Consider the following 21867-nt stretch of genomic DNA (forward strand, 5'->3'; position numbering starts at 1 on the left):
AACAAACTATGTTCGCTGCCGAGAGAACGTTAGTCGGACCAACGATATGGGGCCTCATGCCGGTGACGAACGTGCTGGACTCGACGATGTTCCACGAAGAGACCGGCAACGGAACCCCCTTCGTCTTTCTGCACGGCAACCCCAGCTCCTCGCACCTGTGGCGGAAGGTGCTGCCCGCAGTCGACCTGCCCGCCCGCCTGCTCGCTCCCGACCTGATCGGCATGGGCCGCTCCGGCAAGCCGGCCCTGCCTTACCGGTTCGCCGACCACGCGCGCTACCTGGACGCCTGGATCGACCGGATGGGCCTGGACAGGGTGGTGCTCGTCGGTCACGACTGGGGTGGCGCACTCGCCTTCGACTGGGCGGCCCGCAACCCCGGCCGGATCTCCGCCATCGCCTTCTTCGAGACCATGGTGCGGCCGATGGCCTGGAGTGAACTGGGCGACGGACCCCGCTCACGCGCCCTGGCCATGCGCGGTCCACAGGGCGAGGCGCTGGTGCTCGACCAGAACGCCTTTGTGGAGTCGGCCTTCACCGGTGGGGTGCTGAACCCGGTGGACGAGGAGGACCTGCGTGCCTACCTGGCGCCGTATCCGACGCGGGAAAGCCGTCGCCCGGTGCTGGAATGGGCGCGCTCGCTGCCGCTGGACGGGGAGCCGGCCGACGTGGCCGAACGGATCGCGCACTACGGCACATGGCTGGCGGGCAGCCAGGGCGTCCCCAAGCTGCTCCTCACCTTCGACTCCTCACCGACCCTGCTGATCGGCAAGGAGATGACCGACTGGTGCGCGGCGAACATCGCCGCGCTGGAGATCCGGCACTGCGGCCCGGCCGGTCACCACGCGCCCGAGGACCAGCCCCGGGCCATCGCTGACGCGATCGGCGCATGGGCCCGGCGACAGGCGCTGACCGGTGACCGGCCACGCTGACCGCCGCCTTGCACCCCGCAGCGGCGTCCCGCGGGGCTCAGTCCCACCAGAACGCCCAGCTCTCCTGGTTCAGCAGCGCCTTCTCCGCGTACGCCGGGAGTGTGTTGAGCATCGACTGCTGGATGTTGTCCGGGCAGAACGCGAAGTGCTCCGCCGCCAGCGCCTCGGGCTCGGCGGTCGTGGTGGGCGGACGGCTCACGGAGACGACCATCGTGTCGAAGCCGAGCACCACGACCCGGGCGCCGAACCGGTCCTCCCAGGAGCGCAGCACCGCGCAGAGCCGGGCCACGTCGTTCTCGTGGTTGAGCGGTCCCGACCAGCCGATCGCCGCCGGTATGTCCGCGCTGCGCCGGGCGGGCACCAGTGCGGCCCGCATCCCGGCGGGTGCGAAGCCCATGTCGATCAGCTGGTCCGCGATCTCGCCCGCCAGCCCGTCCGGGGTGTCCGGCCCCGCCTCGGCGGGCGTGGGGGCCGGTCCCGGCCAGGCGCTCGCGGAGTCGTCGAGGTCGAGCTCGTCGGCGGCGTAGGCCTCCCACGCCTCGCTCAGCACGTCCTCGGCGTCATGGTCCCCGGGGTACGTCGTCCGGGCCGGGCCGAGGTCCCACCGCTCGGGCCACTGGGCGCGCGCCCCGCCGTCGATCAGCACCGGCAGCAGCCCGACGGGCCGGCCCACTGTCCGCAGCGCGGCCCACGACCCGGGGGACGCGGGCTCGTCCCCGTACCAGAGCAGTGGTTCGTCCCATGTGCCGTCGATCGTGTCGGTCACGAGTGTGCCGGGCGGGAGTTCCAGACCTGCGTCGGCCGGGGAGCGGAGTGGATTCGGGAGCGTCGCCATGTCGGTGACCCTAAACGCCCCCACTGACAGCCGGGCCCACCGCATGGGGGATGGCGGTGCCGGCCGGCCGCCCCGGCTCGAAGACCGCTGATCGCAGCCGACGGTCCGGGGCCGCATCCTCACTCGCCGCGCGAGATCCTCGGTGCCCAGGTCTCGCCTCGAACCCCCTTGACTTCAGGCGTGCTTGAACCTGCATTCTGGCCGGGTGCCCCTCCCGACGACGATCCGCCTGGTGCCACGGACGTATCAACCGTTCTTCGCCCATGGCGAGTTCCGGCGGCTGATGCCGGCTCTGGTGGCTTCGGACGTCGGTGACGGGATGAGCGTGGTCGCCGTCGCCTGGCTGGCCGTTCTGATCGCGCCCGACGGCCGGTCCGGCCTGGTCGTCGGTGCCGCCGTTGCCGCGTACGCGCTTCCCGGCGCTGTCGGTGCGCTGGTCTTCGGCCGTTGGCTGCGTCGTCTGCCTGCCCGGCGGCTCATGGCCGTGGACGGCTGGCTTCGCGCGTCGCTTCTCGGCTGTGTGCCCCTGGCCTGGGCGGCGGGAGTGCTGCACCCGGCTGTGTATGTCGTCCTGCTGGCGGGTTCTTCGGTGCTGCATGCCTGGGGAAGTGCCGGAAAGTACTCCCTGCTCGCCCAGATGCTGCCGCCGGAACAGCGGCTGGCCGCGAACGCGCTGGTCAGTGCGAGCGCCTCGGCTTCTGTCATCGTCGGTCCCGCACTCGCCGGATTCCTTGCGGCAGCCGTCAGCCCGGCCTGGATCGTCGGAATCGACGCCCTGTCCTTCGCCGTCCTCGCTGTCCAGGTCGGCCGGGTGGGCGGCGTGGCCGGAGCCGTGGGAACGGCTGGGCCGGTCGACACCGGCCGGTCGGCAGCCGGTCTGCACCTGTTGCGCCGGCAGCCCGAACTTCTCGGCGTTCTAGCGCTGACGTGGTTCTTCAACTTCCTCTATGGGCCGGTAGAGGTCGCGCTGCCCCTGCATGTCACCGATGATCTCCACTCGGGTGCGGGTCTTCTCGGGCTGTACTGGACTGTCTTCGGAGTAGGTGCCGTCGTGGGCGGCCTGACCGCCGGAGCCCTGCGCAAGCTCCCGCTCTGGCCGGTCACGCTGGGGATCGTCGCCGGCTGGGGCCTGATGCTGATGCCCTTCGGCCTGGGTGTGCCCGTCAGCGTCTCTCTCGTCTGCTTCGCTCTGGGCGGCATGATCTACGGGCCCTTCACGGCCCTGTCCTTCACGCTGTTCCAGGAGCGCACCCCGGCTGCCTGGCTGACCACGGTCCTGGCTGCCCGAGGTGCCGCCCTTCTCACATCCGCGCCCCTGGGCACCGCGCTCGGCGGCCCCTTGGTTGCCGTCATGGGGCCCCGGCAGGTGCTGGCCGCTTCGGGAGGCGCGACCCTCGTCCTCGCCGTCGTCGCCATCGCCGTACGCCTCAGCGGCCCACGTGCCCGGTGAACGCGGCCCAGGTGGTGGGGGCGACGCTGAGGGCTGGGCCTTCGGGGTTCTTGGAGTCGCGGACGTGTACGGCGCGGGGGTGAGCGGCGACCTCGACGCACTCGCCGCCCTCGCTACCGCTGTAACTCGACTTCTGCCAGTCGTAAGCGACTTCGAGGCATTCACCGCCGTCGCTGCCGCTGTAGCTGGACTTGAACCACACGCGTGCGGTGCTCATAACTCTCCTAGCAGCCGGTCCAGCAGGCGCTTCGTATCCTCGACGTTGAGTGCCTGCGTCCGCAGCATCGCATATTTTTGCGCGAGGATGCTGACCTCGTCAGGGTCGGAGATGAGTTGGCTGCCACGCTGCGTCTCGGTGTAGGCGAGACGCTGGTAGTCCGGCGTTTCCAGCAGAATGAAAGGGCCGTCGAGGGCCGCGTGCGTGGGGCGGTCCAGTGGCATGATCTGGAGCGCGAAGCCCGGGATGTCGGCGCATGCGCGCAGGTGGCGCAAGGTCTCCCGGTGCACTTCGGTGCCGCCCAAGGGCATCCGCACGATCGCCTCGGAGATGATGAAGCTCGTGGTCGGAGGGTTCTTGCGGTGCAGGATCTCCTGACGCTCCAGCCGGTTGCTGACGTGGGTGTCGATCTCCTCCGGGCTGAACGCGGGTACGCGGCTGTTGAACACCGCCCGCGCGTACGACTCCGTCTGAAGCAAGCCCGGCAGGACCTGGTTCGCGAAGAACGACAGCGCCAGCGCCGTCCTCTCCAGGTCCATGTACTCCTCGGCCCAGGCCGGGATCAGGTCGATCTCCGGCATGTTCTCCACCGCCGCGCGCCAGGCACTGGAGCGGGTGGGGGTCGGGCACCGGTCCGGCTTCCGGCCCGACCGGCTGTCCGGCGGAGAGCGCCAACGCGTCGCCATCGCAAGGGCGTTGATGGGTGACCCGGCGCTGCTGCTCTGTGACGAGCCCACCGGGAACCTGGACAGCGAGAACACCCTGTCCGTTCTGGAACTCTTCGACGACCTGTGCGCCCAGGGCATGACCCTGGTCCTGATCACCCATGACGAAGCGGTCAGCCGCCGGGCCGGGCAGCGGGTCCGGATCACCGACGGCGGCCTCACCCTGGAGACCACGTGACGCCCACGGCCCGTCCCCGGATGGACCCCAGAGACCTGTGGACGGAGGCCCTCGCCGGGATCCTCGCCCGCCCGGTGCGGTCCGCGCTGACCACGCTCGGCACGGTGCTCGGCATCACCACGCTCGTCATCACCATCGGGGTGGCGTCCACCGCCGGCAACCAGATCGTCGGCCGGTTCGACGCGCTCACCGCGACCTCGGTGGCCGTGAAGGTGCCGGCGGCACCGCCCGGCGAGGACGACGACGGGCCCTTGGTGCCATGGTCGGGCACCGACGCGGTCCGGCGCCTGGCCGGAGTGGAATCGGCGGCCGCCCTCGCGGACTCCGCCGCGACCAACAGCGTCCAGGTGCGGTCCAACGACGTGAACGCGCCCGGCGACGCCTCCGGCCAGACCCTGGCCGTCATCGCCGCGTCGGACGGCCTGCCCGCTGCCGTACGCGGCACGATGACCGAGGGACGGTTCTACGACACCGGCGACATCGACCGCCGCGACCAGGTGGCCGTGCTCGGTGACCAGGCGGCGAAGCTGCTCGGCATCAGCCGGGTGGAGGACGCGCCCGCGGTCTTCTTCCAGGGCCAGTCGTACACCGTCATCGGCATCCTCGGCGGCATCAAGCGTGAGCGGCGCCTGTCCGCCGCCGTGATACTCCCGCCCACCGTCGCCGCGGACCGCCTCGCTCTGCGCGACGTCAGCCTCGTCCTGGTCAACACCGCGCTGGGAGCGGCCCGGCAGGTGGCGCGCCAGGCGCCGATCGCCCTGGCACCCGGACACCAGGACTCACTGGGCGTCGAGGCGCCGCCCGACCTGTCCAAGGCCCGCGACGGCATTCAGAGCGACGTCAACGGCCTCTTCCTCGTCCTCGGCCTGGTCTCGCTCGTGGTGGGCGCGATCGGCATCGCCAACGTGACCCTGGTGACGGTGATGGAACGGGTCGGGGAGATCGGGCTGCGGCGCGCCCTGGGGGGCTTCGAGGCGGCAGGTGGCCGGCCAGTTCCTGCTGGAGTCGACGACCATCGGCCTGCTCGGCGGCATCGTCGGCGCGGCCCTGGGCATCGCGATCGTGGTGTGCGTGGCCGTGGTCAAGCAGTGGACGCCGGTGCTGGACCTGGGCCTGGCCTTCGGCGCCCCGCTCGCCGGAGCCCTCGTGGGCCTGCTCGCCGGCCTCTACCCGTCGCTGCGCGCCGCCCGGATGGAGCCGGTCGACGCCTTGCGTGCGCCGTCGTAGCGGGGCCGGGGTGTTGTGCGGGCCGCCGAGGGCGGGCTCGGCGGCGGTGCGCCACCGGTCACGGAGTCAGGTCCAGGCGTGGTGGAGGTCCTCGGGTGTGAGGCTGGGGACGTCGGCGGTGCAGCCGCTGCGGGTGACGGCGAGCAGGGGCGTGGCGTCGTCGGCGCCGGGAAGCTGGGAGCGGTGGGCGACCAGGCGGGCGAGGTCGCGGTGGTCGAAGGGCTTCTTCTCCAGCCACTTGACCGAACCCACGAGCGTGATCTTCTTCGCGATGGGGGCGCGGTCGGCGCCGACGATGTCGATCTCCGGGTCGTTGGTGCGGGTCCAGTAGCCGCCGATCGCATCGGTGCCCGCAGGCAGCTGCCCTTCGTCGGAGCCGAGCCGCCACAGGGCTTCGCGGATGACGGGCTCGATGGCCCGGCCCCGCCAGGACGTCCAGCGGGCACGGATGGTGTCGAGGACGCGGTCTCCCCGGCCGCGTTCGATCGCGGGGATTCCCGGGCCGATGAAGGAGAGCCAGAAGCGCAGGTACGGGTCGGCGATGCGATAGCGGGTCTCGCGGCTGGGTCTGGTGGACAGCGGTGTTTCCGCGGCGACCATGCGGCGTGAGGTGAGGAGCTCCAGCGAGCGAGCGACCGAGCTGGAGTTGATGCCGCCGGCGGCTCTGCCGATCAGGGTGAAGGTGCGTTCGCCGTGACCGATGGCGCCCAGGACGGTGCGAGCCTGCGCCTCGGCGGGGAACTCGGCTGACAGGGACCGCTCGCCGCTGACCAGGAGTGCGGAGGTCGGACTGCGCAGGGCCACTTCGAGGTACTCCCACAGCCCGGCGCCCCGTGGCCACTCCTCCAGGATGAGCGGAAGCCCACCGGACACCAGATAGGCGTCGAAGGCGTCGGCGGGCGGCAGACCGAGCATCAGCGCGACCTCTGCCGGGTTCAGCGGGGGCACGACCATTTCCGTACCCCGCTGGTAGAACGGCCTCCCGTAGGTGTTGAGCTGTTCCATCATGGCGATGTCGGAGCCGATGAGGACGAGCAGAACGGGCAGTTTCGACAGGGTCCGGTCGAATGCCTTCTGCAGTGTCCCCTCGAAGCTGGGGTCCTCGCGTACGAGGTAGGGCATCTCGTCGAGGACCACCACGCTGGGGGAGTCGGTGGGCAGCGCCGAGGCGAGCATGCTCAGCGCGGCGTCCCAGGTCAGCGGGGCCGTGAAGGCACTGAACCGGGCCGCGTCCGGGAGCGGGGAGGCGGAGACCTCGGCGGCGAAACCTGCCAGGTCCGCCTCGCGGGAGCCGCCGACGGCGGTGAAGAACACATGCGGCAGCCCCGCCCGCGTCAGGAACTCCTCCACCAAGCGGGACTTGCCCACCCGGCGGCGCCCGCGGATCAGGACGGCCCGTCCCGGACGCCCGCTGCGGCCGCCGGTCCGCACCGGACGCAGCAGGTCGTCCAGCAGGCCCAGTTCGGTGCGGCGCCCGATGAATCCGTCCATGGCAGTCCACCTCCGGCTGTGGTCCAGATACTTCCACCCATAATACTCTCATGAATGGAAGTATCAGAGACATACGGAGAGTGACGTCCGGTAGTGGCTTGTGCGGCCGGAATCCAGGTCCAGCCGTGGTGGAAGGTGATTTTCCGCCAACTCCGGTGCACTAGAGCGCTGTTGAAGGATTCTGGCTTGCGTTGACCGAAGGCGCGGCGCTTAATTGGTCCTTCGCGCCGAGCCGATCATCCGAGGGGGAGCCATGGAGCCACCGGCCGTACCGCCGCGCCCCATGGGCGCGCCCCCGCCGCCGCCCCTCGTGCAGGCGGTGGATCTCAGGGTCAGCAAGCGGCTGCTGTGGGTCGGGCCGGCCGCGTACCCGCTGGAGAACATCGCCCGGGTGTTCACCTTCGTGCTGCGCCCGCGCCGCAAGGAGGCCATCACGCTCTTCTGCAAGCGCGTGGCCCTGACGCTCGCGATGGCGATCGCCATGACCGTGCTCATCCTGCTGGTCGACACGGTGGCGTCCATCGGCGCGGGCGAGAGCAGCGCCGGACCGTTCGTCACCATCGTGTGGCTCGGCACGCTCGGCGCGCTCGTCTACTACCTGCTGGAGCTGACGAAGGTCCTGTCGGCGCCCTCGCACTTCGTGCTGGCCGTGGAGACGTCGGGGCCGTCCACGGCGATGGTGACCAGCCACGACCCCGGGCATCTGATCCAGCTCGTCGGCCGCATCGCGCACGCGATAGACCACCCGGAGAGCGAGTTCACCGTCCGGGTGGAGGGCATCAGCGTGAGTCCCCAGATCTACCACTTCGGGGACAACGTCAACATGTACGGCGGAACCGGGAACGTGGGGATTGCGAATTCATGAGCGGCGACAACGTCAACATGTACGGCGGCTCCGGCAACACGGGCATCCAGAACAACCACTTCGCGCAGCCCGCCGCCGGACCCGCCTCCCCGGAGCTGCGGGCGGCGGTGGGGGAGCTGCTGCGGCTGGTCGGTGAGTTGCGGGAGCGGCTCCCGCCTTCCGGCGCCCGCGCCCTGGACGACAACCTGCCCGCCCTCACCGGTCAGGCCGACGCGCCGCAGGCCGCACAGGAGCGGCACCGCGCGCTGCTGGCGGTCGCCGGGATCGCGGCCACGGTGTCGACGGTCGGGGAGCCGGTCGTCGAGGCGGTGCGCAAGGTGCTCGGACTCCTGGGTGCTGTCTGAGTCGTCACACCGGGGTGAACGCTTGGACGCCGCAGTCGTGGGAAGGTGCGCGGGGCCGCTTCCGCGGGGAGCGGCGGCACGGACCACCCAGTGACGACCGTCGGAGGCGACGCATGACCAGCACCGTGGACGGCAGACCGGAGCGCGTCGGCCCGGAGCCGTCCGGCGCTCCCGCCACCGAGGCCCCTGCCGGCGGTGTCCCGGACGAGCAGGAGGGCGCGCTCCTCGATGAACGCGCGCTCAGGCTGCGGCGCCGGCTGGAACGGCTCATCGGGATCGCCGCGACCGAGGGGAACGAACTGGTCCCGCTCCGCAACGGTGACGCGATCTTCGCCGCGATGCTGGAGAGCATCCGGGGCGCCGAACACACCGTGGACATGGTGACCTTCGTCTACTGGCGGGGCGACATAGCCGGGGAGTTCGCCCGGACGCTGGCGGACCGGGCTCGGGCCGGGGTCAGGGTCCGGCTGCTGCTGGACGGGTTCGGCAGCCGGCTGATCGAGAAGGACCAGCTCGCGGCGATGGAAGCGGCGGGCGTCCACGTGGCGTGGTTCCGCAAGCCCCTCCACCTCTCGCCGCTGAAGCAGAACCACCGGTGCCACCGCAAGGTCCTCGTGGTCGACGAGGAGACCGCGTTCACCGGCGGCGTCGGGATAGCCGAGGAGTGGTGCGGGGACGCCCGCGACGAGAACGAGTGGCGCGACACCCACGTACAGGTGCGCGGGCCTGCCGTGGACGGGCTGGCTGCGGCGTTCTCGCAGAACTGGGCCGAGTGCCACGACGAACTGTTCGACGACAGCGACCGGTTCCTGCGTATCCAGCAGTGTGGCGAGGCGGTCGTCCAGGTCGTACGCGGATCGGCCGCCTTCGGCTGGCAGGACATGCAGACGCTGCTCCGCGTCGTACTGGAGTCCGCCGAGGAGCGGGTGCGGCTCACCACTGCCTACTTCGCGCCCGACACCTACTTCGTGGGGCTGCTCTGTGCCGCCGCGCGGCGCGGGGTCGAGGTGGAGATCCTGCTGCCGGGACCGCACACCGACAAGCGGGTCTGCCAGCTGGCCGGGCAGCTCCACTACGAGGACCTCACCGCCTGCGGCGTGAAGATCTTCCAGTACCAGCCGACGATGATCCACACCAAGGCCATCACCGTCGACCGCGTCGCCTCGCTGATCGGCTCGACCAACTTCAACCGCCGCTCGATGGACCACGACGAGGAAGTGATGCTGGCGGTGATGGACCGTACGTTCACCGCGACGCTGGACGACCACTTCGATCAGGACCTGAAGTCGAGCGTCCTGATCAAGGGCGGGCGCTGGAAGCGGCGGCCGGTCCTGCAGCGGCTCCGGGAGGCGTCCGTCGTGCCGTTCCGCCGCTTCCTGTGACCGCTCTCCGCGACGGCGGCCCGTGACCGGTGAACCGGTCAGCGCGCCAGCGTCGCGAGGATGGTCTTCCCCCGGCTGCCGTGGCGGTGGACGGTCACGCTGCTGGCGAGCCGGAGGACCATCGGCCAGCCGAAGCCGCCCGACTGGCCGGTCAGGTCCGGGACGCGGCACTGCGGATGGGCGGGGCTGGGGTCCACGACCCGTACGTGCAGCGCGCCGTGGTTGGCGCCGAACGACAGGGCGGTGACACCTCCGGCGTACCGGATGGCGTTCGTGACCAGCTCGGAGGAGAGCAGGACCAGGTTCTGGACGGCACGGGCGGAGGGCGCCGGATTCAGCCGGGCGACGAAGACGGCGGCTGCCTCGCGGGCCTCGGCGGCCCGCAGCGGCGGGGGCGCGGGCTCCGAGCGGACTTCCTCGGCGGAGAATTCGGGTGCGATGCCTACGTCGGTCATGTGGTTCACCCCAGAAGGAAAGACGCGGTGGCCGGTCCCCGCTGCGTGTACCCGGGCTGTCGCCGGATATCCGAAATTGGCCCGTACGGGTGACCGTCCGCTCCCAGGCGTGCGGCGGCCTCCTCGGGGCAGGTGAGCGGGACCAGACCGTGCGGCGAAGGGAACAAACCCATGAACGAGTCCGTCGACCTCGCACCGGACTCGACCGCGGTGATCACCGAGGCGGTGCCCGATCTCCAGCTCCAGCTGCTGATCCAGCTCCTCGACCGGGAGACCAGGTCCGGTCTGCCGCTCACGCTGACCATCCCGGCCGGTGTGCTGCACGGTGACGTGATCGGTCACGAGGCCTGGAAGGCGGAGTGGTCCAGGAGCCTGCGCCAGGTCGAGGGCGAGGGCGCCAACCTGATCGCGGAGTTCCCCGAGACGGTGGACCAGGGCATCAGGGAGCTCCGCGCCGACCAGGACGCGCAGCAGCTCCCCCGCTGGATCCACCTGCGCGACGCCACGCTCGTGTTCGGCGGCATGGCTCCCCTTCGGCTGCCGCTGTGGCGCGGGCGGCTGTCGGACGTGTCCGGGTGGGCGCTGGGGCGGCCCGAGTAGTACGAGTACGGGCCCGGTGGTACGGCAGTGGTGACTCTGCGCGGCGAATGCGCCCCCGTCGAATAACTGTCCGTAATCGATTTTCGGCTGGCTGTCCGTCAGTCATTCCTGCGATCCGGGGCTTCGGCGCCCGCCCATGAGGGCGCTCGTGCCGAGGCCCCGGGCCGTCTCCACCGGGGTTCGCACTCGCCCGGACTCGTTTCGTCCGGACGGGGGCGATATGACGCTTTCGGCCAGTTGGTCCGGGTGCTCTGGTGGATCAGTGCGGAGGACGATCAGGCTGAAATCGGACTGATCGCTTCTGTCTGATCCTCAGAGGAGACGAAACGTGCGTAGTCACCACCGAGTCGCGGCTGCCGTCGCATCCCTCGCGCTGGCCGGCGGGGGGCTGCTGGGCCTGGCCCCGGCCGCCGCCGCATCCCCGGCAGGGCTCTCCTGCAGCACCCCCAGGCTCCTGACCGGGAGCGGGGGGCACCACGGCGCCTCCGTCAGCTGTACGGGCGGGGCGTTCACCGAGTTCATCGACTGCTACAAGGCCGGCTACGGCACCTACCGGCACTTCGGCAACCGCGCGGTGTCCGGTGGGACCTCCACCACCTGGTGCGACATCGGCGCCGACGTCACGGGGGTGGGGGTCTCGCCCTCCTGAGAGATCACCGTGCCGGGGCCGTGCCCGGCCGGACGCGCGAAGGGCCGCCGACAGCACTCCTGGCCGGGAGGTGTCAGCGGCCCTTCGTCGGCCGGGAAGGCGTGGTGCTCAGAGCCGGTCGGGCGTCCGGATGCCGAGCAGCGCCATGCCCCGGTGAAGGGTGCGGGCGGTGATGTCGCAGAGGAACAGCCGGTTCTCCACGACCTCGGCCGGGTTCTCCTCGCTCAGGACGTGGCACTGGTCGTAGAACGTCGTGTAGTGCGAGGCCAGCTGGTAGAGGTACGCGGCCAGCTTGTGCGGCTCGTAGCCCGCCGCGACCTCGGACAGGACCTCGCCGAACTGGTCCAGATGCAGGCCGAGTGCCCGCTCGGCCGGGGCGAGATCCAGCTCCGGGTGCGCGACCGGCTTCGCGTCGCCGGCGTTGCGCAGGATCGACCGGATACGCGCGTACGCGTACTGGAGGTAGACCGACGTGTCGCCGTGCAGCGCCACCATCTGGTCCAGGTCGAACTTGTAGTCGCGCACGGCGGAGGTCGACAGGTCGGCGTACTTCACGGCGCCGATGCCGACGTACCGGCCGTTCTCGACGATCTCGTCCTCGGTCAGGCCGACCTTCTCGGCCTTGCCCCGGACCACGGACGTCGCCCGCTCGACGGCCTCGTCGAGCAGGTCCTCCAGCTTGACCGTGACACCCTCACGGGTCTTGAACGGCTTGCCGTCCTTGCCGAGGATCGTGCCGAACGCCAGCTGGTGCGCCTTGACGCCGTCGTTCAGCCAGCCGGCCCGCCGTGCCGTCTCGAAGACCATCTTGAAGTGCAGGGACTGCCGCACGTCCACCACGTACAGCAGGCTGTCCGCCTTGAGGTTCCGCACCCGGTCGCGGATCGCGGAGAGGTCGGTGGCCGCGTAGCCGTAGCCGCCGTTCGTCTTCTTGACGATCAGCGGGGTCGGGTTGCCGTCCGGACCCTTCACGTCGTCGAAGAAGACGCAGAGCGCACCCTCGGAGCGGACGGCGACGCCCGTCTCCTCCAGGATCCGGCAGGTCTCCTCCAGCATGTCGTTGTAGCCGGACTCGCCGACGATGTCGGGGTCGCTGATCTCCATGTCGAGCTTGTCGAAGACCGAGTAGAAGTAGACCTTCGACTCGTCGACGAACCGCTGCCACATGGCGAGCGTCTCCGGCTCACCGGCCTGGAGCGCGACCACCCGGTCCCGCGAGCGGGCCTTGAACTCCTCGTCGGAGTCGAACAGGACCCGCGAGGCCTTGTAGAGCCGGTTCAGGGACGACATGGCGGCTTCGCCGTCGGCCTTGCCGGCCTCGTCGCCCTCGTGGTCCAGCTCGTCGGGGTGCTCGATCAGGTACTGGATGAGCATGCCGAACTGGGTGCCCCAGTCGCCGATGTGGTGGCGCCGGACCACGGACTCGCCGGTGAACTCCAGGATCTGCGCCATCGCGTCACCGATCACGGCGGACCGCAGGTGCCCGACGTGCATCTCCTTGGCCACGTTCGGCTGGGCGTAGTCGATGACGGTCGTGCCGGCCGAGGCGTTGTGCGGCACGCCGAGCCGGTCCTCGTCGTCCGCGGCACGGGCGGCGAGCGTCTCGGTGATCGCCTTGTCGGAGAGCGTGATGTTCAGGAAGCCGGGTCCCGAGACCTCGATCTCCTTGATCAGGTCCGTCGCCGGGAGGGCGCCGGTGACCTGGGCGGCCAGCTCGCGCGGGTTGCCCTTGAGCTTCTTGGCGAGCGCCAGGATGCCGTTGGCCTGGAAGTCGGCCCGGTCGCTTCGGCGCAGCAGCGGGTCCGCGGTACCGGCATCCGGCAGGGCTGCCGTCAGGGCGTCCGCCAGCTGCTGCTGGAGCGTGGAAGCGAGGGAATTGACCGAGGCCATCAGCTGGCTGCCGTTTCCGTAGGGGTACAGGGGATGGCCCCAAGTATCCCACGGTGTGCAAAGCCGTTTTCGCGCTGTGGGCGGCACCTGGGAGAATGGGCTCCGCCCCTATGAGTCCTACAAGAGAGAAGGACGTGCCGACCGTGGCTCAGAGTCAGAGCAGCACCGAGACCGACTGGGTCTCCCGCTTCGCGGACGAGGTCATCGCCGAATCGGAGCGTCGTGCGCCTGGCAAACCGGTCGTCGTCGCCTCCGGCCTCTCCCCGTCCGGCCCGATCCACCTGGGCAACCTGCGCGAGGTCATGACCCCGCACCTGGTCGCCGACGAGGTCCGCCGCCGCGGGTACACCGTGCGCCACCTGATCTCCTGGGACGACTACGACCGCTACCGCAAGGTGCCCAACGGTGTCCCGGGGGTCGACGAGTCGTGGGCCGAGCACATCGGCAAGCCGCTGACCTCGGTGCCCGCCCCGGCCGGCTCGGCGCACCCGAACTGGGCCGAGCACTTCAAGGCCGCCATGACGGCTTCGCTGGACGAGCTGGGCGTCGAGTACGACGGGATCAGCCAGACGGAGCAGTACCTGGCCGGTACGTACCGCGAGCAGATCCTGCACGCGATGCGCCACCGCGCCGACATCGACGCCGTCCTGGACCGCTACCGCACCAAGAAGGACGGGGCGGCGGGAGCCAAGGGCAAGAAGCCGCAGCAGAAGAAGGCGGACGAGGCCGAGCTGGAGGCCGAGGCCGGTTCGGGCGCGGCGAGCGAGGACGACGGCAGCGGCGGTTCGGCCGGCTACTTCCCGTACAAGCCGTACTGCGGCAACTGCGAGAAGGACCTGACCACGGTCACGTCGTACGACGACGAGAGCACCGAGCTGAACTACACCTGCTCGGCCTGCGGCTTCGCCGAGACGGTCCGGCTGAAGGAGTTCAACCGAGGCAAGCTGGTCTGGAAGGTCGACTGGCCGATGCGCTGGGCGTACGAGGGCGTGATCTTCGAGCCGAGCGGCGTCGACCACTCCTCGCCCGGCTCCTCGTTCGTCGTCGGCGGCCAGATCGTCCGCGAGATCTTCGACGGCACGCAGCCGATCGGTCCGATGTACGCCTTCGTCGGCATCTCCGGCATGGCGAAGATGTCCTCCTCCAAGGGCGGCGTGCCGACCCCGGCCGACGCGCTGAAGATCATGGAGGCGCCGCTGCTGCGCTGGCTGTACGCGCGCCGCAGGCCCAACCAGTCCTTCAAGATCGCCTTCGACCAGGAGATCCAGCGGCTCTACGACGAGTGGGACGCGCTGGAGCGCAAGGTCGCCGACGGCTCCGTGCTGCCGGCCGACGCCGCCGCGCACACCCGCGCGACCGGGACGGCCGCCGGTGAGCTGCCCCGCACCCCGCACCCGCTGCCGTACCGCACCCTCGCCTCGGTGGCCGACATCACCGCCGGGGCCGAGGACCAGACGCTGCGCATCCTCAGCGAGCTGGACCCGCAGGACCCGCTGACCTCGCTGGACGAGGCCAGGCCCCGGCTGGACCGGGCCGAGAACTGGATCACCACCCAGGTCCCGGCCGAGGCCCGCACCATCGTTCGCGACGAGCCGGACAAGGAGCTGCTCGGCTCGCTCGACGACGAGGGCCGCGCGTCGTTGCGGCTGCTGGTGGAGGGTCTCGACTCGCACTGGTCGCTGGACGGGCTGACCACGCTCGTCTACGGCGTGCCGAAGACGCTGGCCGGCCTGGAGCCGGACGCCAAGCCGACGCCCGAGCTGAAGATCGCGCAGCGGTCGTTCTTCGCGCTGCTGTACCGGCTGCTCGTCAGCCGGGACACCGGGCCGCGACTGCCCACGCTGCTGCTCGCGGTCGGGGCGGACCGGGTGCGCAGGCTGCTCGGCGCCTGACGGCCGAACGACGCGAAGGGCCGCTCCCCGGCGGGGGGAGCGGCCCTTCGCGTCGCGCGTCCGGCCGGCCAGGACGGACCTCAGGCCGCGGGGACCAGGGAGGTGCGCGGGTCCGAGAACGTGTCGCGCGGCACCCGGGGGACGGTGGCCTTGGCCAGGCCCGTCAGGGTCCGGCCGGGACCGATCTCCATGAGGCGGTCGCAGGCCAGTTCGGCGGTGAGCGTGTGGAGCGTGTCCGACCAGCGGACCGGGGCCGTGAGCTGGCGGCGCAGCAGCTCCGCCCAGTGCGGACCGCCCCGGTAGGCGCGGGCGTCCACGTTGGCGACGACCGCGGAGTGCCCCGGCATGAAGCGGGCCGTGGCCAGGGCAGCCGCGAAGGGCTCGACCGCCCCGGCCATCAGCGGGGTGTGGAAGGCGCCGTCGACCGTGAGCGCCACCACCTTCACCGCCCCGGCCCGCAGCAACGCCGACGAGCAGCGCTCCACGTCCGCCGCCCGGCCCGCGATGACCGTCTGCTGGGGGGAGTTGAGGTTGGCCGGCCACACCTGGCCGCCCGCCGCGTGGACCTCGTCGACCACCTCCTGGACCCGGTCCGTGTCCAGGCCGAGGACCGCGGCCATCGTGCCGGCGGTGCGTTCGCAGGCCGTCCGCATCGCGTCGCCGCGCGCCATGATCAGGCGCACCGCGTCCTGCGGGTCCAGGATTCCGGCGGCGACGAGCGCGGAGTACTCGCCCAGGCTGTGTCCGGCGCACGCGCCGGGGAAGGTGGCCAGTGGGTGCTGGCGGCGCAGTTCCGTCATGGCGACCAGCGCCAGGGTGAAGGTGGTCAGCTGGGCGTTGTCGGTACGCCGCAGCGTCGCCGTGTCGGCGTCCAGCAGCAGGGTCTCGATGTCGCGGCCCGCGGCCTCGGAGACCTCCGCCACCACTGACCAGCCGGGGGTGTGGGTCCAGGGCAGGCCCATACCGGGACGCTGGGCTCCCTGGCCGGGGAAAGTAAGTGCCAGTCGGGTGCTCGTCATCGTCTTCCGTCTCCTTCCTGCGGCCGGGGCGTGTGCTGACACACGGTGAGGGGCGCGTTCCGCTCCACCGTTACGCGAGTATTTCCCACCTGTGTCAGCGAGACTTTCATTCCCGGATGCCGCGGTCCGGACCGCATTTTTGCGATCCGTTGCTTTTCTCCGGTGATGAAACCACCTCAACCACCGCGTACGGGCACTGCGTTGCACTTGAGTGGTGGGTGAATGTGCCTTTGGAACGGGGGTGGTGTTCCTTTGTGTTTCCAGGCCCGTTCAGGGAGTTGAACGAATGGCCCGGGCGGCCGCTCGAAGCCGCTGACCGGCGGCGACGCCCCGCTCAGGCGATGGCCTGGGCCAGCAGCGCCAGATGCGCGCAGTGCTGCGTGACCATGAAGTAGCGGTAGGGGCGCCGCCGTTCGTGGCGGCTGTCGGTGGCCCGGCCGGCGAGGGTCACGACGGAGAGTGCGATCGCGCCCGCCAGGACCACGCACGCGGTCGGCAGCTGCTCCGGTGCCCAGAGCAGCGCTCCGGCGGTGAAGCCGCCGCCGACGGTGCACGCGCCCACCGTGACCAGGACGCGGGTGCGCCGTTCGCCCAGCGCGACCGCCCACGTCCGGCGGCCCGCCGCCGCGTCGCCGGCGATGTCGGAGAAGTCCTTGGCCACCGCGCCGACCAGCGCCATCCACAGGGACATGGCGAGGGCGGTCAGCAGCAGCGCCGGGGACAGGGGCGGGACGCCGAGGGTGAGCGGACCGGCGGCGTAGGTGAGCAGCCCGGACACGAAGACCACGCCCATCACGGACGGCGTCCGGTTCTTCCAGGCGGTGTGCGGCGAGGAGTAGGCGTGGCCGAGCAGCAGCATGGCCGTGCACAGCACCAGCGGGCCGGGGCCGGCGCACGCGGCGGTCAGCAGGGCGGCGGCGGCCGAGCAGCGGGCCACGGTCAGTGCGGTGCGGCGGGACAGCCGGCCGCTCGCTATCGGCCGGGCCGAGCCGTTGACCCGGTCCTCCCGGTAGTCCATGCACCCGTTGTAGAGGTACGTGTAGAAGATGGCGCCGAACCATGCCACGGAACCGAATACCGCCTGGATCACCGACCGGCCGGTGAGGGCGGGGCCCGATGCGATCGCCAGGGCTATTCCGGCGAAATAGCGAAGCTGAAAGGCCGCCAGAACGACGGGGCGAGATTCTTCGAAGCAGAGCAGCAGAAGCCGGTGGAGTCGGGCGATCCGGCTGATCGGAGGAATTCGAGGAGTCCGGGGATTTCGCGGAATTCGGTGCTTCGGGACACTGGGTGCAGTCACAGGCAGTGGCCGTATCGTCGCCGTAGGCATGCCCAGGAGCCTAGGCATTCACAGTGCGCCCTGACTGTTCCGCAAATGAGCCATGGCTACCACTAAAGTGGCATGCAATACCGGCGGGTCGGATTCCGAATAATCCCAGGTCCCGCACCCCCGCGCCCCGGTGTCCCGCTCTCCCGGGCCGGGCCCGGCCCGCACCCCTCTGGTACGCCGGACCACCGCCGAAGTGGACCCCTCGACCGCCCCCCGCCCGCGCTTCGCTGGTGAGCGGCGGGCGCCGTCCTTTCCGGCACTCCGCTTCCCGTTAAGGGCCGTTGGCAGCCCTGGTCCGTTTCCGACCCCGGGAAGCCGTCATGCATACCCTTACGCCCCTGTCCTTGAGCCCGGCTGAAGCGGTGCTTGCGCCGGGCGAGATCCATGTCTGGTCCGTCCCTCTGGACCGGGTCCCGCCGGATGGCGCGGACGCCGTCCTCGACCTGGCCGAACGTGCCCGCGCGGCGCGGATCCGGCACCCCGTGGCGCGCTGGCGCTACCGGCACGCGCACCTCGCGCTGCGCAACGTGCTCGCCGGGTATCTCGGCGTGCCCGCCGGCCTGCCCCGCTTCGCCCGCCGCTGCCCCGAGCCGGAGGTGTGCGGCGACTGCGGCCGCGGCCGGCCCGTGCTCGTGGACGGGCCCTGGCCGGACCTCGGGTTCAGCCTGTCGCATTCCGGGGCGGCCGCCCTGGTGGGTGTGACGGGGCCGCCGGGACTGGTGGGGGTGGACGTCGAGCGGGTCCGTCCGGTGTTCGACTGGCGCCGGGTGCCCGAGGTGGGAAAAACAGACCGGATCAGTGGGTTCCGTATGTGGACCGCGATCGAGGCGGTGGGCAAAGCGGCCGGAACCGGACTGCGGACCCCGGTGTCGGTCGGCGAGCCCGGGGCGGGCGGGCTGCGGCGCGCACGTCGTTCGGGCGATCCGGGTGACTGGTACGTCCACGAGGTGGACTGCCTCGACGGATACGTCGGATCCGTCGCGACGGCGATGCCGGACGTCGTGGTAAGCGCATTCTCATGGCCACTGGAAGTCGGAGTCCGAGATGTGGGACGCGTGGAGCCGTGTTGACATTCTGTAACCGTACGATGATGATCCGAGGGGCGGTTTCTGGTGAGGGTGGGGACTCTTTTAGTGATGCATTCAGGATTTATTGAATCCGACACAGCCGAACAACTCCTGTCGCGGACGCCCGCATTACTGTCCGACTACCGGAGCCGGCTGCAAGAGATCAAAAGCCCCCTGGTAGCAAATGACGGTGCCTGGCATGCGTGCGCGCTGCAGGCCGAGCGGATCATCCGGGACTGCGCGGACAGCCTGCAGCACGGCCGGGCCGATGTGCGCGACACCCTGATTCAGCAGGTCGCGGGGCTGGGGGTGCAGCGCGCCACCCAGGGCATCGACGCCGTGCACTCCATCCGTGCCGGACTGATTCTTTTCGACATCGTCTTCGACGCGCTCGGCCTGGCGATCGTGAACTCGCCCTCCGCGTTCGGCGGTTTCCAGGCCGGGGTGCGTACCTTGCAGCGGGGGATCGGCAGACGGCTGGAAGCCGGCGCGATCGGCCACGACACCTATCTGCTGAACACCGTGCGGGAGGTCAACGCGGCCACCCAACGGCAGCTCGCCCGCGAGATCCACGACCACCTCGGCAATCATGTGAGCCTGGCCCTGCGCCGGATAGAACTGCACGAACTGACCTGGGAATCCCGCCCGGACGAGGTCGCCGCCCGGATCGGTGCCGTCAAGGACACCCTCACCGAGTCGCTCGGGATCATCCGTGACCTGGTCACCCAGCTGCGCAGGGCCGACCGCGAGGGCACGCTGGAATCGGCGTTCACCGCGTTCCTGGAGTCGATGGAGATCACCCCCTCCAAGGTGCGGATCCAGGTCAACGGCAGCGAGGAGTGGGCCCCGCAGGACGTGCTCGACGAGGTGTTCCTCGTGGTGCGGGAGTGTCTGCGCAACTCCCTGGCGCACGCCGAGGCCGAGCACGTGCTCGCCGCGATCGACATCGCCCCGTACAAACTGCAGGCCCTGATCGAGGACGACGGCTGCGGCTTCGACGTCTCGGCGGTCGCCGTGGCGGGCAAGGCCAACGGCATCGCCTCGGCCACCGAACGGGTCGAACTGCTCGGCGGAACGATCCTGTTCACCAGCACCCCCGATGCCGTCGGCACCCGGGTCACGATCACGATCCCCCTGATGGACCTGCCAGGTGATTCCGTTGAACGCGCGACCTGAAGTGATCCGCATCCTCGCGGCCGACGACCACACGCTGCTGCGCACCGCGCTGGCCGAACTGCTCGACGCGGAGGACGACCTCCAGGTCGTGGCCGAGGCGAGCAGCGGGCGGGGCCTCGTCGAGCTGGTGGAACGCCACCAGCCGCACGTGGTGCTGCTCGACGTGGAAATGCCGGACCACCACCCCCGGGCGGCGGTGCGCGGCCTCCTGGAGCGTTTTCCGTCCCTGCGGATCATCATCCTGACCATGTACGACGACCAGCCGCTCGTGCACGAACTGCTGCAACTGGGCGCCCGCGGCTACCTGCACAAGAGCGTGTCGCGTGCGGCGCTGCTGAGCGCGGTGCGCAACGCCGCCCGGGAGGACGACCAGATCACCATCCTGGTGCCGCGTTCGGGCTACACATCGGGCGGCTACCAGACGCAGGAGCAGGACGCCGGCCCGGTCTCGCCGCGCGAGCGCGAGGTGCTGACGTGCGTCGCGGAGGCCATGAGCAACCGGCAGATCGCGGCCAGGCTCGGCATCACCGAGGGCACCGTCAAGCGTCATCTGCGCAATATCTTCGACAAGTTGGAAGCGGTCTCGCGCATCGACGCGGTGAACAAGGCGCTGGCGCAGAAGCTGATCGCCGCCCCGCGCGGCCGCTCGATGCGCTGAGGCCTGCCCCGTAGCGCCTTTCGTTGGGCGGCCCCGCCGTGCTCAGCCTCGGGCGGCTTCCCGGTAGGCGGCGCCGATCGCCTCGACGGCGTCCGAGATGCCCGTGAGGGGCAGTGAGCCGTAGCCCAGGAGCAGGCCCGGTGCGCCCGGCATCCCGCTGAACCGGAACTGCCGGCCGCTGCGGACCAGCACCGAGCGGCGCTGGGCACCGTGCACCACGGCCGCCTCGTCCGTGCCGGGGGGCAGTACGGCGTAGCTGTGCAGGCCGGCCGCGCAGCCGATGAGCCGGGCCTCCGGCAGGGATTCGTGGACGGCCGCCGCCAGCGCCTCGCGGCGGGAGCGGTAGCGGGAGCGGACCCGGCGCAGGTGCCGGTCCAGCAGGCCGCTGCGCATCAGCTCGGCGAAGGCCAGCTGGGTGAGGGTGTCGGAGCCCTGGTCCTGGCGGGAGCGGACCCGTTCCATCAGCGGGTACAGCTTCGGGGGTATCGCCAGCCAGCCCAGCCGCAGCCCCGGCACCAGGACCTTGCTGGTGGTGCCCGCGTACACCACCCGCTCCGGGTCGCCCTCCTGGAGGGCGGTGGGCCTGGCCCCCCGGTCGAACCAGAACTCGCCGTCGTAGTCGTCCTCGATGATCCAGCCGTCGCGGGCCCGCGCCCAGGCCAGCAGCTGCTGCCGGCGCTCCGGCGACATCATGACGCCGGTCGGGAACTGGTGCGCGGGGGTGACCAGGACCGCGCGGGCGCCCGAGCGTTCCAGGGCCTCGACTATCAGGCCCTCCTCGTCCACCGGCACCCCGACCGGGGTTATCCCGGTGTCCAGGATGAAACGGCGCTGCCCGTTGTGGCCCGGCTCCTCGATGGCCAGTTCGTGGATGCCGAGGCGCTGCAGGGAGTCGGCCAGCAGCGCCAGGCCCTGCGCGAAGCCCGCGGTGACCATCACCTGACCAGGCTCGGTGTGCACCGAGCGCACCCGGCCCAGATAGGCGGAGAGTTCATTGCGCAACTCCGCGATTCCGGCGACCGGCGGGTAGTCCATCCCTTCCCGGCCGACATTCTGCAGCACCTTCGTATAGGAGTTGAGCCACTCCTGGCGCGGGAAATTCGACAGGTTCGCGATGCCGACCCGCAGATCCCAGCGGGCACTTGTGGCCGGACGGGAATCCAGCAGCGAGGTGTCGCCCGCGCTCTCCGGCAGCTTCCGGGCCACATGGGTGCCCGAGCCGCGGACCGCGTCCAGGTAGCCCTCGGCGATCAGCTGCTCGTAGGCCTCGACCACCACACTGCGCGAAAGCCCCAGGTCCAGGGCGAGTTGACGGCTCGAAGGCAACCGCGACCCGGGGTGCAGAACCCGGTCCTCGACCCGGCTCTTGATGGCGTTCTGGAGCTGTGCGGTGAGCGGTACAGCCGAGTCTCGGTCCACTTGGACCGACAGGTACCAGGCCATCTGGTCTGCTCCGTCTCCCCCGCAGTGGTCTGGGTGGTCCCCCTG

21 protein-coding genes and 2 pseudogenes are annotated in these 21867 nt (G+C 70.6%); 14 read left to right on the forward strand and 9 right to left on the reverse strand.

What is annotated here, in order from left to right:
• Positions 1-56 precede the first annotated feature (56 nt).
• Positions 57-929 (forward strand): haloalkane dehalogenase, encoded by an 873-nt coding sequence (locus ACGFU6_RS23070; protein ID WP_393613426.1) that lies wholly within the window; start codon positions 57-59, stop codon positions 927-929.
• 37 nt (positions 930-966) lie between these two features.
• Here the strand turns inward: ACGFU6_RS23070 and ACGFU6_RS23075 are convergent, their stop codons facing one another.
• Entirely contained in the window at positions 967-1764 is a 798-nt protein-coding gene (locus ACGFU6_RS23075) for a DUF4253 domain-containing protein (protein WP_393613428.1), read from the reverse strand.
• 232 nt (positions 1765-1996) lie between these two features.
• On the opposite strand from ACGFU6_RS23075, the gene ACGFU6_RS23080 reads away from it, so the two are divergent.
• Positions 1997-3214, forward strand: a complete 1218-nt coding sequence (locus tag ACGFU6_RS23080; protein WP_393613429.1) for an MFS transporter — start codon at positions 1997-1999, stop codon at positions 3212-3214.
• Here ACGFU6_RS23080 and ACGFU6_RS23085 read toward each other — a convergent pair.
• Together ACGFU6_RS23085 and ACGFU6_RS23090 are read right to left on the reverse strand one after the other, a co-directional pair.
• Positions 3192-3431: a DUF397 domain-containing protein gene (locus ACGFU6_RS23085; RefSeq protein ID WP_393613431.1), complete on the reverse strand. Its 240-nt coding sequence runs from the start codon at positions 3429-3431 to the stop codon at positions 3192-3194. The genes ACGFU6_RS23080 and ACGFU6_RS23085 overlap by 23 nt on opposite strands.
• A pseudogene (locus ACGFU6_RS23090) lies at positions 3428-4036 on the reverse strand (DUF5753 domain-containing protein); the annotation flags it as partial. The gene ACGFU6_RS23085 and the pseudogene ACGFU6_RS23090, both read right to left, overlap by 4 nt.
• On the opposite strand from ACGFU6_RS23090, the gene ACGFU6_RS23095 reads away from it, so the two are divergent.
• The 3 genes and pseudogenes from ACGFU6_RS23095 (at position 4011) to ACGFU6_RS23105 (ending at position 5561) form a co-directional block, all read left to right on the forward strand.
• On the forward strand, positions 4011-4334 hold the full coding sequence (locus tag ACGFU6_RS23095; RefSeq protein WP_393613433.1) for an ATP-binding cassette domain-containing protein: 324 nt from the start codon (positions 4011-4013) through the stop codon (positions 4332-4334). The pseudogene ACGFU6_RS23090 and the gene ACGFU6_RS23095 overlap by 26 nt on opposite strands.
• 20 nt (positions 4335-4354) lie before the next feature.
• Positions 4355-5014: pseudogene (locus ACGFU6_RS23100) on the forward strand (ABC transporter permease); the annotation flags it as partial.
• 301 nt (positions 5015-5315) lie between these two features.
• Entirely contained in the window at positions 5316-5561 is a 246-nt protein-coding gene (locus ACGFU6_RS23105) for an ABC transporter permease (protein ID WP_393613659.1), read from the forward strand.
• Between the two features lie 66 nt (positions 5562-5627).
• Here ACGFU6_RS23105 and ACGFU6_RS23110 read toward each other — a convergent pair whose 3' ends face one another.
• Positions 5628-7052 carry an ATP-binding protein gene (locus ACGFU6_RS23110; RefSeq protein WP_393613435.1) on the reverse strand — a complete coding sequence of 475 codons (1425 nt, stop codon included), beginning with the start codon at positions 7050-7052 and terminating at the stop codon, positions 5628-5630.
• A gap of 253 nt (positions 7053-7305) precedes the next feature.
• Here ACGFU6_RS23110 and ACGFU6_RS23115 point away from each other — a divergent pair, with 253 nt between their 5' ends.
• The 3 genes from ACGFU6_RS23115 to ACGFU6_RS23125 all read left to right on the forward strand — a co-directional run bounded on the left by ACGFU6_RS23115 (position 7306) and on the right by ACGFU6_RS23125 (position 9643).
• Entirely contained in the window at positions 7306-7917 is a 612-nt protein-coding gene (locus tag ACGFU6_RS23115) for a DUF6232 family protein (protein WP_393613437.1), read from the forward strand.
• Complete coding sequence (locus ACGFU6_RS23120; RefSeq protein WP_393613439.1) at positions 7914-8261, forward strand: DUF5955 family protein; 348 nt, start codon at positions 7914-7916, stop codon at positions 8259-8261. The genes ACGFU6_RS23115 and ACGFU6_RS23120 overlap by 4 nt, the downstream gene beginning before the upstream one ends.
• Before the next feature lie 113 nt (positions 8262-8374).
• Positions 8375-9643 carry a phosphatidylserine/phosphatidylglycerophosphate/cardiolipin synthase family protein gene (locus tag ACGFU6_RS23125; RefSeq protein WP_393613440.1) on the forward strand — a complete coding sequence of 423 codons (1269 nt, stop codon included), beginning with the start codon at positions 8375-8377 and terminating at the stop codon, positions 9641-9643.
• A 38-nt stretch (positions 9644-9681) separates the two neighbouring features.
• On the opposite strand, the gene ACGFU6_RS23130 is transcribed toward ACGFU6_RS23125, so the two are convergent.
• Positions 9682-10098 (reverse strand): ATP-binding protein, encoded by a 417-nt coding sequence (locus ACGFU6_RS23130; RefSeq protein ID WP_393613442.1) that lies wholly within the window; start codon positions 10096-10098, stop codon positions 9682-9684.
• A gap of 171 nt (positions 10099-10269) precedes the next feature.
• On the opposite strand from ACGFU6_RS23130, the gene ACGFU6_RS23135 reads away from it, so the two are divergent.
• Both ACGFU6_RS23135 and ACGFU6_RS23140 read left to right on the forward strand, forming a co-directional pair.
• Positions 10270-10698 (forward strand): hypothetical protein, encoded by a 429-nt coding sequence (locus ACGFU6_RS23135; RefSeq protein WP_393613444.1) that lies wholly within the window; start codon positions 10270-10272, stop codon positions 10696-10698.
• A gap of 328 nt (positions 10699-11026) precedes the next feature.
• A complete protein-coding gene (locus ACGFU6_RS23140; protein ID WP_393613445.1) occupies positions 11027-11347 on the forward strand; it encodes a hypothetical protein in 321 nt (106 codons plus the stop codon).
• Positions 11348-11455: 108 nt separating this feature from the next.
• On the opposite strand, the gene argS is transcribed toward ACGFU6_RS23140, so the two are convergent.
• Positions 11456-13237, reverse strand: coding sequence for an arginine--tRNA ligase (argS, locus tag ACGFU6_RS23145; protein WP_393613447.1), 1782 nt, complete (start codon positions 13235-13237; stop codon positions 11456-11458).
• Between the two features lie 134 nt (positions 13238-13371).
• Between argS and lysS the strand changes: the two genes are divergently transcribed.
• Entirely contained in the window at positions 13372-15129 is a 1758-nt protein-coding gene (gene lysS, locus ACGFU6_RS23150; RefSeq protein ID WP_393613660.1) for a lysine--tRNA ligase, read from the forward strand.
• 80 nt (positions 15130-15209) lie between these two features.
• Here lysS and ACGFU6_RS23155 read toward each other — a convergent pair whose 3' ends face one another.
• Positions 15210-16148 carry an ACP S-malonyltransferase gene (locus ACGFU6_RS23155; protein WP_123525324.1) on the reverse strand — a complete coding sequence of 313 codons (939 nt, stop codon included), beginning with the start codon at positions 16146-16148 and terminating at the stop codon, positions 15210-15212.
• 334 nt (positions 16149-16482) lie between these two features.
• Positions 16483-17496, reverse strand: coding sequence for a UbiA family prenyltransferase (locus tag ACGFU6_RS23160; protein ID WP_393613448.1), 1014 nt, complete (start codon positions 17494-17496; stop codon positions 16483-16485).
• Positions 17497-17822: 326 nt separating this feature from the next.
• Here ACGFU6_RS23160 and ACGFU6_RS23165 point away from each other — a divergent pair, with 326 nt between their 5' ends.
• The 3 genes from ACGFU6_RS23165 (at position 17823) to ACGFU6_RS23175 (ending at position 20379) form a co-directional block, all read left to right on the forward strand.
• Positions 17823-18548: a 4'-phosphopantetheinyl transferase family protein gene (locus tag ACGFU6_RS23165; RefSeq protein ID WP_393613450.1), complete on the forward strand. Its 726-nt coding sequence runs from the start codon at positions 17823-17825 to the stop codon at positions 18546-18548.
• A 66-nt stretch (positions 18549-18614) separates the two neighbouring features.
• On the forward strand, positions 18615-19721 hold the full coding sequence (locus ACGFU6_RS23170; protein ID WP_393613452.1) for a sensor histidine kinase: 1107 nt from the start codon (positions 18615-18617) through the stop codon (positions 19719-19721).
• Positions 19705-20379: a response regulator gene (locus ACGFU6_RS23175; protein WP_393613454.1), complete on the forward strand. Its 675-nt coding sequence runs from the start codon at positions 19705-19707 to the stop codon at positions 20377-20379. Before ACGFU6_RS23170 ends, ACGFU6_RS23175 begins: the two co-directional genes overlap by 17 nt.
• A 42-nt stretch (positions 20380-20421) precedes the next feature.
• On the opposite strand, the gene ACGFU6_RS23180 is transcribed toward ACGFU6_RS23175, so the two are convergent.
• Positions 20422-21822: a PLP-dependent aminotransferase family protein gene (locus ACGFU6_RS23180; protein WP_393613456.1), complete on the reverse strand. Its 1401-nt coding sequence runs from the start codon at positions 21820-21822 to the stop codon at positions 20422-20424.
• Positions 21823-21867: the final 45 nt, after the last annotated feature.

This window comes from Streptomyces sp. NPDC048462 (genome assembly GCF_043200175.1).
GTDB lineage: Bacteria > Actinomycetota > Actinomycetes > Streptomycetales > Streptomycetaceae > Streptomyces.

What these genes read in the sequence shown, in the direction of transcription:
- ACGFU6_RS23160 (WP_393613448.1), bottom strand. Translation starts at nt 17,496, where the DNA reads ATGCCTAGGCTCCTGGGCATGCCTACGGCGACGATACGGCCACTGCCT.
- ACGFU6_RS23115 (WP_393613437.1), top strand. Translation starts at nt 7,306, where the DNA reads ATGGAGCCACCGGCCGTACCGCCGCGCCCCATGGGCGCGCCCCCGCCG.
- ACGFU6_RS23075 (WP_393613428.1), bottom strand. Translation starts at nt 1,764, where the DNA reads ATGGCGACGCTCCCGAATCCACTCCGCTCCCCGGCCGACGCAGGTCTG.
- argS (WP_393613447.1), bottom strand. Translation starts at nt 13,237, where the DNA reads ATGGCCTCGGTCAATTCCCTCGCTTCCACGCTCCAGCAGCAGCTGGCG.
- ACGFU6_RS23120 (WP_393613439.1), top strand. Translation starts at nt 7,914, where the DNA reads ATGAGCGGCGACAACGTCAACATGTACGGCGGCTCCGGCAACACGGGC.
- ACGFU6_RS23130 (WP_393613442.1), bottom strand. Translation starts at nt 10,098, where the DNA reads ATGACCGACGTAGGCATCGCACCCGAATTCTCCGCCGAGGAAGTCCGC.
- ACGFU6_RS23155 (WP_123525324.1), bottom strand. Translation starts at nt 16,148, where the DNA reads ATGACGAGCACCCGACTGGCACTTACTTTCCCCGGCCAGGGAGCCCAG.
- ACGFU6_RS23180 (WP_393613456.1), bottom strand. Translation starts at nt 21,822, where the DNA reads ATGGCCTGGTACCTGTCGGTCCAAGTGGACCGAGACTCGGCTGTACCG.
- ACGFU6_RS23095 (WP_393613433.1), top strand. Translation starts at nt 4,011, where the DNA reads ATGTTCTCCACCGCCGCGCGCCAGGCACTGGAGCGGGTGGGGGTCGGG.
- ACGFU6_RS23135 (WP_393613444.1), top strand. Translation starts at nt 10,270, where the DNA reads ATGAACGAGTCCGTCGACCTCGCACCGGACTCGACCGCGGTGATCACC.
- ACGFU6_RS23110 (WP_393613435.1), bottom strand. Translation starts at nt 7,052, where the DNA reads ATGGACGGATTCATCGGGCGCCGCACCGAACTGGGCCTGCTGGACGAC.
- ACGFU6_RS23170 (WP_393613452.1), top strand. Translation starts at nt 18,615, where the DNA reads ATGCATTCAGGATTTATTGAATCCGACACAGCCGAACAACTCCTGTCG.
- ACGFU6_RS23070 (WP_393613426.1), top strand. Translation starts at nt 57, where the DNA reads ATGCCGGTGACGAACGTGCTGGACTCGACGATGTTCCACGAAGAGACC.
- ACGFU6_RS23085 (WP_393613431.1), bottom strand. Translation starts at nt 3,431, where the DNA reads ATGAGCACCGCACGCGTGTGGTTCAAGTCCAGCTACAGCGGCAGCGAC.
- ACGFU6_RS23125 (WP_393613440.1), top strand. Translation starts at nt 8,375, where the DNA reads ATGACCAGCACCGTGGACGGCAGACCGGAGCGCGTCGGCCCGGAGCCG.